9 protein-coding genes are annotated in these 9,401 nt (G+C 65.6%); 8 read left to right on the top strand and 1 reads right to left on the bottom strand.

Annotated elements, in window-relative coordinates; genetic code table 11:
• Window positions 1–217: 217 nt before the first annotated feature.
• From PSV33_RS15165 to PSV33_RS15155, 3 genes are all read left to right on the top strand, one after another.
• Window positions 218–595, top strand: a complete 378-nt coding sequence (locus PSV33_RS15165) for a DUF2946 family protein (RefSeq protein ID WP_300563068.1) — start codon at window positions 218–220, stop codon at window positions 593–595.
• 80 nt (window positions 596–675) lie between these two features.
• Complete coding sequence (locus PSV33_RS15160; protein ID WP_300563067.1) at window positions 676–1,224, top strand: YcnI family protein; 549 nt, start codon at window positions 676–678, stop codon at window positions 1,222–1,224.
• A 42-nt stretch (window positions 1,225–1,266) separates the two neighbouring features.
• A complete protein-coding gene (locus PSV33_RS15155) occupies window positions 1,267–1,749 on the top strand; it encodes a copper chaperone PCu(A)C (RefSeq protein WP_300563066.1) in 483 nt (160 codons plus the stop codon).
• Here PSV33_RS15155 and PSV33_RS15150 read toward each other — a convergent pair whose 3' ends face one another.
• Window positions 1,750–2,886: a sigma-54-dependent Fis family transcriptional regulator gene (locus PSV33_RS15150; protein ID WP_300563065.1), complete on the bottom strand. Its 1,137-nt coding sequence runs from the start codon at window positions 2,884–2,886 to the stop codon at window positions 1,750–1,752.
• A gap of 247 nt (window positions 2,887–3,133) precedes the next feature.
• Between PSV33_RS15150 and PSV33_RS15145 the strand changes: the two genes are divergently transcribed.
• The 5 genes from PSV33_RS15145 to PSV33_RS15125 all read left to right on the top strand — a co-directional run.
• Window positions 3,134–3,601 carry a (2Fe-2S)-binding protein gene (locus tag PSV33_RS15145; RefSeq protein WP_300563064.1) on the top strand — a complete coding sequence of 156 codons (468 nt, stop codon included), beginning with the start codon at window positions 3,134–3,136 and terminating at the stop codon, window positions 3,599–3,601.
• An 81-nt stretch (window positions 3,602–3,682) separates the two neighbouring features.
• Entirely contained in the window at window positions 3,683–6,058 is a 2,376-nt protein-coding gene (locus tag PSV33_RS15140) for a xanthine dehydrogenase family protein molybdopterin-binding subunit (protein WP_300563063.1), read from the top strand.
• A 25-nt stretch (window positions 6,059–6,083) separates the two neighbouring features.
• The gene (locus PSV33_RS15135) at window positions 6,084–6,878 is read left to right on the top strand and encodes a xanthine dehydrogenase family protein subunit M (protein ID WP_300563062.1); all 795 of its coding nucleotides are present in this window, start codon (window positions 6,084–6,086) and stop codon (window positions 6,876–6,878) included.
• A 221-nt stretch (window positions 6,879–7,099) separates the two neighbouring features.
• Window positions 7,100–8,011, top strand: coding sequence for a MoxR family ATPase (locus PSV33_RS15130; RefSeq protein WP_300563061.1), 912 nt, complete (start codon window positions 7,100–7,102; stop codon window positions 8,009–8,011).
• A gap of 246 nt (window positions 8,012–8,257) precedes the next feature.
• Window positions 8,258–9,401 (top strand): VWA domain-containing protein (locus tag PSV33_RS15125; RefSeq protein ID WP_300563060.1); only part of this gene is annotated, 1,144 nt, incomplete at its 3' end.

Genomic DNA, 9,401 nt, shown 5'->3' with positions numbered 1-9,401 from the left:
TGGCGCGGCGCGAACATGGCAGCGAGGTGGTCAGGGAACATGTGGCATGGGCGCTTGATCAGGCACCTTTTCGGTAAATTTGCCATAAAACAGGCATCCAGCCCTTGACGGGCGGGCGCGGACAGCTATTCATTTTGTAGCAGTATAGGCGGGGGGAAGCCCCATCGTCCAGCCCTGCGGGCGAAACCACGCCGACGGCGGTCCCTATAATCGGGCCGTGTCCTTCACCCCATCCTGTCGCCCGCTGTGGGCCCGCTTTGCCGCGTGGCTGGGGTTTCTGGCCGTCTTTTCGGCGCTGCTGGCGCCCGTGTCCATGCTGGCCGAGGAAGTGCGGACCGGCAAGCTGGGGGGGCTATGCAGCGTGGCCGGCAGTGGGTTGTCCGCTGCGGCCGGGGACCTGTCGGGCGGTGAGGGGTCTTCACCGGCTGCCGCGCATTGCGATCTCTGCGGCTCCGCCGGACCCGGTTTGCCGCCGGCCTTCCAGGCCAGTGTTTTTCCTGCACCCGTCACCGCGATGGTTGCCGTCTTCCAGGATGCCGTCCGCTCGGCGTCCTCGCCGGGGCTGCCCTTCAGCCGCGGCCCGCCTGCACTTTGAAATAAAACGCCTCTGACGAGGCCGGTAGCGTGTGGGCCTGACGGCGCGCGTGCTTGTGTTCATTTCAATGTGTGGTTCCCATGAAATTTTTATCGACTATTAAAACAATAGCGCTTTGCGCAGCTGTGACGGTCACTGTGCCGGCGTTTTCCCATATTTCCCTGGCTGAGGGGCAGGCCCCGGCCGGCAGTACCTACAAAGCGGTGTTCGGTGTTGGCCACGGTTGCGCCGGCTCGGCCACAACCGGGCTGGAGGTGCGATTGCCGCCAGGCTTTCAGGGCGCCAAGCCCATGCCCAAGGCCGGCTGGACCTTGGCGACCCGGGTCGACAAGCTTGCGGAACCCTCTACCAGCCATGGCAACACCGTGACCGATGACGTGACACTGGTCAGCTGGCACGCGGCCAACCCGGAAGCGGCCCTGGCCGATGCGCATTACGACGAGTTTGTGCTGCGCGGCAAGTTGCCCGCCCAAGCGGGTCCGCTCTGGTTCAAGGTGCTGCAAACCTGCGCGTCAGGCCGCAATGACTGGTCAGAGCTACCGGCAACCGGCACATCGACCCTGGGCCTGAAATCACCCGCCGTGCTGCTTGATGTCCGGCCCGATGCGGCCGGACAGCCGCACCACTGACCACGTTTTTCGATTCATCTCTTTTATTAACGAAAGCTATCCATGAAAACAAAAGTTATTGCCGCCTTGCTGGTACTTTCCGCTGGCGCTGTGTTCGCCCAGACGGTCGAGGTCAAGGACGCCTGGGTGCGCGCCGCCGTGCCGGGCCAGTCGGGCACCGGCGCCTTCATGAGCATCACGGCCAAAGAGGGCACGAAGCTGGTGGGCGCGTCCTCTCCGGTGGCCGGCGTGGCCGAAGTCCACGAGATGAAGATGGAAGGCGACATCATGCGCATGCGCGCCGTCCCCGTGCTGGACCTGCCGGCCGGAACAACCGTGCAGCTCAAGCCCGGCGGCTACCACGTCATGCTCATGGAACTCAGGCAAGCCCTGCCCAAGGGCAGCACGGTGCCGCTGACCTTGACATTCAAGGACGCCAGGGGCCAGGAGAGCAAGGTCGAACTGAAGCTGCCCGTGGCCGCCTCGGCGCCGGGTGCGGCCATGCCGGCATCAGGCACGCCCGCCGCCATGCACCACAAGCACTGACTATCTGGATTTGCCGCCGAGGCGGCGGTAGACGGTGGCGCGGCTGATGCCGAGTGCCCGCGCCGCTTTCATGACGTTGCCCCGGGCTTCGTTGACCGCCTTGCGGATCAGCGCCGTTTCAACGTCCTTGAGCGCCAGGGCCGGCCCGGCGGGCGCCGGGCCGCTGAACCGACCGGGTGCGACCGCACGGCCGCGCAGCAGCGGCAACACGTGCAGGCGCAGTCCCGACCACAGGGGGACTTCCATGGCCTGGGGGATGCCCGCGGCGTCGCTCCTGGCGGCGTCGAACAGCATTTCGTAAGGCAGGGCAAACAGTTCGCTGCAATGCACGGCCGGCGGGCTGCCGGCCTGCAGCGCCGGCACCATTTGCCGTGCCGCGGGGTTGGCCCCCAGTACCCAACCGTCCGGGTCCAGGCTGACCAGACCGTCGCTGTCTTCGCCCAGGCTGTGGCCGGACCAGTTCAGTCGTATCAGCAGATCGTGCGGGCGGCTCTGCATCAGGGCGTTTTCGATGCTGCGCGCCGACTGCACCACCAGGTGTTTGAGTTCAGGGCGCTCGACGGTGTCCACACCCGTCAGGTCCAGCATGCCGGCGCAGCGGCCGTCCGGTCCGAACAGCGGTGCGCCGGCGCAGCTGTAGGCGGAGTTGGCACTGAAAAAATGCTCCCCGCGGTGCAACCAGACCGGCTGCAGCTCGGTCAACGCCGCGCCGATGGCGGTGGTGCCCACACTTTGTTCGGACAAATCCACGCCAATGCGTGTGATCAGGTCGGCGCGCCGGTCACGCCGGTCGATGGCGCCATTGACGTCCACCACCACGCCCTGCGCATTGGTCAGGATGGCGAAGTAACGCGTGCTGGCAATCGCCGCCCCCAGCTTTTCCAGGACCGGGCGGGCCGCCTGCACCAGCACGTGGTTGGCTTCTTCGGTGCGGCGCAGCGCCTGCGACGACAACATGTCGAAACTGACCTCCTGATCCGGCCTTTTGCCGCTGGCCAGGCAGCGCTTCCAGGAGCGTTCTATCCAGGATTCGGTCTGCGTGCCAGACACGCTCTGGCCGTCGCGCAGCACCGCCTGGCGCGCTTGCGCGATCTGTTGCAGGCGTTGCTCGGAGGAGGTTGGAAGGACGGTCAGCATGAGGTGGCAATGCTCTTGATCGGCGGCTGGCTGCGGGAGGATGCCCGCGGTGGCTGCAGCGTATCAGACCCGGCGCACCCGCGCTGACGGTCGGCCACCAACTGTTCCATTTTGAGAATTTAACCGGGCTTTGGCAAGGTCCTAGGGTTTAACCTAGGCCCCCGCAGGGGCGCCACTTCAACAATGACCCTTGTTCCGTCCGGAGCGCAACCCGTCGTCACAAAAACAGCCAACTGGAGACAAGCGCATGCAAGTTCAATTCAAAGTCAACGGCAAAGCCAAAAGTGTGGAAACCCCGCCCAACACCTTGCTGGTCCAGGTGCTGCGCGAGCAGCTCAAGATGACCGGCACCCATGTCGGCTGTGACACCGCCCAGTGCGGAGCCTGCACGGTCATCATGAACGGGCGCGCCGTGAAGTCCTGCAACATCCTGGCCGCCCAGGCCGAGGGCGCTGACATCACCACCATCGAAGGCCTGGCGGCTGCCGACGGCACCATGCATCCGATGCAGGCGGCTTTCAAGGAATGCCACGGTCTGCAATGCGGCTTCTGTACCACCGGCATGGTCATGAGTGCGGTGGACCTGTGCAAACACCACCCCAAGGCCAGCGAAGGCGAAATTCGCGAGCTGCTCGAAGGCAACATCTGCCGCTGCACCGGCTACCAGAACATCGTCAAGGCGGTGCAGCAGGGCGCTGCCGCCATGGCGACCTGAGCCGACCGCCAACTGCAAACCTCCGGCACCGCCATCCCGCGCGCGCCGCCACCAGAATTTTCCCCTTTCAGGAGTACACACATGGGTGCATCCGATTTCGTCAACCTGCCAAACATTGGCACCTCCGTCCGCCGCAAGGAAGACTACCGCTTTCTCACCGGTGGCGGGCAATACACCGATGACATCACGCTGGCCAACCAGAGTTACGCGGTGTTTGTGCGCTCCCCGCACGCCCACGCGAAGATCAACAGCATCAACACCGCCGCCGCCAAGGCCGCGCCCGGTGTGCTCGATGTGTTTGTCGGCGAGGACGTGGCGGCGGACAAGATCAACGGCCTGCCTTGCGGCTGGCTGATCACTTCCACAGATGGCAACCCGATGAAGGAGCCGCCGCACCCCATCCTGGCCCAGGGCAAGGTGCGGTATGTCGGTGACCATGTGGCCATGGTCGTGGCCGAAACGCTGGAGCAGGCGAAGAACGCCGCCGAGCTGGTCGAGGTGGACTACGACGTGCTGAGCGCCGTGGTCCGTGTCACCGACGCCGCCAAGGCCACCGCCCTGCATGACGCCGCGCCCGACAACCATTGCTACAAATGGGCGATTGGTGACAAGGGCCAGGTCGATGCGGTGTTTGCGAACGCCGCGCATGTGACCAAGCTGGACCTGACCAACAACCGGCTGATCCCGAATGCGATGGAGCCGCGCGCCGTGATCGGCTCCTACAGCCGCGCGACCGACGAGTACGTGCTGTATGTGTCGAACCAGAACCCGCACGTCGAGCGCCTGCTGCTGACGGCCTTTGTGATGGGCCTGCCCGAGCACAAGGTGCGGGTCATCGCCCCCGACGTCGGCGGCGGCTTCGGCTCCAAGATCTATCTGTATGCCGAAGACGTGTGCCTGACCTGGGCGTCCAGAAAACTCAACCGCAACATCAAGTGGACGGCTGAGCGCAGCGAGGCTTTTGTCAGCGACGCGCACGGCCGGGACCACTCGAGCCACGCCGAAATGGCCATGGACAAGGATGGCAAGTTCCTGGCCATGCGTGTGCACACCGACGCCAACATGGGCGCCTACCTGTCCACGTTCGCGCCGGCGGTGCCGACCATTTTGTACGCGACCTTGCTGGCCGGCCAGTACACCTGCCCGCAGATCTACGTCGAGGTGGATGCCTGGTTCACCAACACCGCCCCGGTCGATGCCTACCGCGGCGCCGGGCGGCCCGAGGCGACCTACCTGCTGGAACGACTGGTCTCGCGCTGCGGCTGGGAGCTGGGCCTGGCCCAGGACGAGATCCGCCGCCGCAACTTCGTGAAAGACTTTCCGTACCAGACGCCGGTGGCGCTGCAATACGACGTGGGTGACTTCCATGCCTTGCTCAAACGCGGCAATGAACTCGCCGAAGTGGCGGGGTTTGCCCAGCGCAAAGCCGCGTCAGCCGCCAAGGGCCTGCTGCGCGGCATGGGTTACTCCTGCTACATCGAGGCCTGCGGCCTGGCACCCAGCAACATCGCCGGCGCGCTCGGTGCGCGCGCCGGCCTGTTTGAGTGTGGCGAGGTGCGGGTGCACCCGACCGGCAGCGTGACGGTGTTCACCGGCTCGCACAGCCATGGCCAGGGGCATGAGACCACCTTTGCGCAAGTGGTGGCCGCGCGGCTTGGTATTTCGGTGGACCAGGTCGATGTGGTGCACGGCGACACCGGGCGTGTGCCTTTCGGCATGGGCACCTATGGCTCGCGTTCACTGTCGGTGGGCGGCACGGCCATCATGAAGGCGCTCGACAAGATCGAGACCAAGGCCAAGAAAATTGCCGCACACCTGATGGAGGCCAGCGACGCCGACGTGGAGTTTGCCAACGGCGAGTTCACCATCAAGGGTACCGACAAGAAAGTGACCTTCGGCCAGGTGGCGCTGACGGCCTATGTGCCGCACAACTACCCGCTCGACAAACTGGAGCCGGGCCTGAACGAAACCGCGTTTTACGACCCCACCAACTTCACCTTCCCGGCAGGCACCTACATCTGCGAGGTCGAGGTGGATCCGGCCACCGGCCAGGTGCGGGTCGATCGTTTCACCGCGGTGGACGATTTCGGCAACATCATCAACCCCATGATTGTCGAAGGTCAGGTGCATGGCGGGCTGGTGCAGGGCATTGGTCAGGCGCTGCTGGAGAACTGCGTGTATGACCCCGAGTCCGGTCAGTTGCTTACCGGCTCGATGATGGACTACACCCTGCCGCGTGCCGACGACATGCCCAACTTCACGCTGGACACGCTTTGCACGCCTTGCAGCCACAACCCGTTGGGTGCCAAGGGCTGCGGCGAGGCCGGTGCCATCGGCTCGCCGCCGGCGGTGATCAATGCCGTGCTCGACGCCCTCAAGCCGCTCGGCGTGACGGACTTCGACATGCCCGCCTCCCCCAGCCGCGTCTGGGAAGCCATCCAGTCGGCCAAGAAATAAACAGCTATCCAAGGAGAAAACCACCATGTACCCCTTCACCCTGGAACGTCCCACCTCCCTGGCTGCCGCCGCGCAGCTCACCGCCGACGGCGCCAAACCCCTGGCCGGCGGCCAGACCCTGCTGGCGTCAATGAAACTGCGCCTGTCCAGCCCGGACCAGCTGGTGGATCTCAGCGGCATCAAGGAGCTGACCAGCATCAAGCGCGAAGGCAATGCCTTTGTGATCGGCGCCATGACGCGCCACGCCGATGTGGCGACCCACGCCGAACTCAAGGCGGCGCTGCCCGCGCTGGCCGACCTGGCCGCCAACATTGGCGACCGCCAGGTGCGCGCCATGGGCACGCTGGGCGGCTCGGTCGCCAACAACGACCCTTCTGCCTGCTACCCCAGTGCGGTGCTGGCGCTGGGCGCGACCATCCACACCACCAAGCGCAAGATTGCCGCAGACGACTTTTTCCTCGGCATGTTCGCCACCGCGCTGGAAGAGGGCGAGCTGATCACCGCGATCAGCTTCCCCATCCCGAAGCGCGCGGCCTACATGAAGTTCAAGCAGTCGGCCTCGCGTTTTGCGCTGGTCGGCGTGTTTGTGGCGCAGTTCGATGCGGGTGTGCGTGTGGCTGTCACTGGCGCCTCCAGCGGCGTGTTTCGCCACGCGGGGCTGGAGGCGGCGTTGAGCAAGAGCTTCACGCCTGAAGCGGCTGCAGCGGTGAAGATCGATGCGACAGACCTCAACAGCGACATCCACGCCACGGCGGCTTACCGCGCCAACCTGATCAGCGTGCAGACCCAGCGCGGCGTGGCGAAGGCGCTGGCTGGCTGACCCATGCCTGTTTTTGCGGGCTTGACCCGCAATCCATGCCCGCGCTCTGCATCCTGCTGACGATGGAAGATGCAGCATGCTACCCCCCGGATCGGAGTCCGGGGCAGGCTCCACAGGTGCGGGATGACATCCGCGGCAGCATGTTGAATAAATACGCCTTCCGCCCTTGATGGACGGGCGCAAGCAGCTATTGAATAGATAGCAACAGGTACACTGATCCGATGACACCTTTTCCCACGATTGATGCACTGGCCCAGGCGCTGCAGGGTGCTGGCTACTTTGCCGACCGGCGCCTGGCCACGGCGGTGTTTCTCGCGCTCAAGCTGCAGCGGCCGCTGCTGCTCGAAGGCGAGCCCGGCGTCGGCAAGACCGAGCTGGCCAAGGCTCTGGCGCTGGCGCTACAGCGCCAGCTGATCCGCCTGCAGTGTTACGACGGGCTGGAGCAGCGCGAAGCCCTCTACGAGTGGAATTACGCCGCCCAGCTGCTGCACATGCGCGCCGTGGAAGGCCATCGCGAGGGGGTGGACAATGTGGACGTCGAACGCGAGGTCTACCAGCACCGCTACCTGATACGCCGGCCGTTGCTGCAGGCGCTGCAGACCCCGGCGCCGGGGGCCGTATTGCTGATCGACGAGGTGGACCGCGCCGACGAACCTTTTGAGGCCTTTCTGCTCGAGTACCTTGGCGAATACCAGGTCAGCATTCCGGAGATCGGAACGGTGCGGGCCGAGGTGACGCCGGTGACCATTCTCACCAGCAACCGCACGCGTGAACTCAACGACGCGGTCAAGCGGCGTTGCCTCTACCACTGGCTCGATTACCCCGACCGCGACCGCGAACTGGCCATCATCCGCGCCCAGGTGCCGGAAGCCGGCGAACAGCTTTCGGCGCAGGTGGCGGCCTTTGTGGACCGGCTGCGCCGCTCACCGTTCGGCAACGCCTTCCAGCGCGCGCCCGGCATCGCAGAAAGTGTCGAGTGGGCAAAAGCGCTGGTGGCGCTGGACACCCTGGTCGTGGACCCCGAAGTGGTGGCCGATACCGCGGGCATTCTGTTCAAGCAGCGCGAAGACGTGGCGGCGCTCACGCATGAGCTGGCGGTGGAACTGCTCAAGCCTGAAGGGGCGGAGGCGTGAGATGGACGGCGTTTATGCCGTGTTATCGCCTTTAGAGCACGCGGTGACAAGCGTTGGGCATCTTCATTTCAGCAGGGGCCGCGGAACCGGCTTTGCCGGGCCGCAGGTGCAGGCCTTGCAGGCCGCCAGGACGCGAGACGCGTCCCATCTGCGTGCCGTCCAAGCCTGCACCTGCAGGCTTCGAGCCGCGACACGCAGCCCCCTCGGGGGGCAGCGTAGTACACGAGATGACAAGCGTGGGGGCCCATGTTATTAGGTGACGCGCGCAGCGGCAAACTCGCCGACAACATCGCCGGTTTCGGCCGCGCCCTGCGCCGCGCCGGTGTCAAGGTGGACAGCCAACGCATTGCCCTGGCCAAGGAGGCCGCGCTCGCCGTCGGCATCAGCGAGAGGGACGACCTGAGCGCCGCTTTTGAAGCCGTGATGGTCAGCCGCGAGCAGGACCGGCTGGTGTTTCGTGAGCTCTTCGACGTGTATTTCCAGGACCCGAAAGTCGCCAACAAGCTGCTAGCGCAGCTGCTGCCCAGTGCCGAAGGCAAGGCCGAGCCCAGCAAGCGCCGCCCGCGGGTGCGCGAGGCGCTGGCGCCGCAGAAGGCTTTCGGTCAACAGGCCAAACCGACGACGGAAGACCAGAAGGTCGAGTTCGACGCCGCCATGACCGCCAGCGACATCGCCCGCCTGCAGCATGCCGATTTCAACGCACTGTCGGCCACCGAGTACCGGCTGGTCGAGCGGCTGGCGCGTGACATCAAGCTGCCGCTGCCGATGTTTGCCTCGCGGCGCAGCCGGCCCGCCGCCAGTGGTGCGCGCATGCACTGGCCGGGCGTGATGCACCAGGCTGCGCGAACGGGCGGGGAGCTGATGCACCTGCCGCGCATGCAGCGGCGCGAACAGGCACTGCCCTTGCTGGTGCTGGTCGACGTGTCAGGGTCCATGGAGCGTTATGCGCGTTTGCTGCTGGCCTTTTTGCATGCGGCCACGCGGCGCCACCCGCACCGCGATGTGTTCGCCTTCGGCATGCATTTGACCGATTTGACGCCGGCCTTCCGCCAGGCCGACACCGACGAGATGCTGGCCCACGCCAGTCTGGCAATTGAAGACTTTGCCGGCGGCACCCAGCTCGGCGCCTCGCTGGCCACCTTGCGCGAGCGGCATGCGCGCCGCCTGGTGGGCCGGCGCACCATCGTGCTGGTCATCACCGATGGACTGGACACCGGTGAGCCGTCCGAGCTGGCCCACGAGCTGGACTGGCTGCGCCGGCGCAGCCGCCGCCTGTTGTGGCTCAACCCCTTGCTGCGTTTTGACGGCTACGCGCCGCTGGCGCGTGGCGCCGCCGTGCTGCATGCCCATGCGCACGGCATGCTGGCGGTTCACAATCTGGCCAAGCTCG

This window comes from Polaromonas sp. (assembly GCF_029945895.1).
In the GTDB taxonomy this organism is placed as follows: Bacteria; Pseudomonadota; Gammaproteobacteria; order Burkholderiales; family Burkholderiaceae_C; genus Polaromonas.
This window is presented reverse-complemented; position numbering and strand designations above follow the sequence as displayed.

Bases quoted from the DNA above. Each gene is read 5' to 3' on its own strand.
- PSV33_RS15160 (WP_300563067.1), top strand. From the start codon at position 676: ATGAAATTTTTATCGACTATTAAAACAATAGCGCTTTGCGCAGCTGTG.
- PSV33_RS15155 (WP_300563066.1), top strand. From the start codon at position 1,267: ATGAAAACAAAAGTTATTGCCGCCTTGCTGGTACTTTCCGCTGGCGCT.
- PSV33_RS15150 (WP_300563065.1), bottom strand. From the start codon at position 2,886: ATGCTGACCGTCCTTCCAACCTCCTCCGAGCAACGCCTGCAACAGATC.
- PSV33_RS15145 (WP_300563064.1), top strand. From the start codon at position 3,134: ATGCAAGTTCAATTCAAAGTCAACGGCAAAGCCAAAAGTGTGGAAACC.
- PSV33_RS15140 (WP_300563063.1), top strand. From the start codon at position 3,683: ATGGGTGCATCCGATTTCGTCAACCTGCCAAACATTGGCACCTCCGTC.
- PSV33_RS15135 (WP_300563062.1), top strand. From the start codon at position 6,084: ATGTACCCCTTCACCCTGGAACGTCCCACCTCCCTGGCTGCCGCCGCG.
- PSV33_RS15130 (WP_300563061.1), top strand. From the start codon at position 7,100: ATGACACCTTTTCCCACGATTGATGCACTGGCCCAGGCGCTGCAGGGT.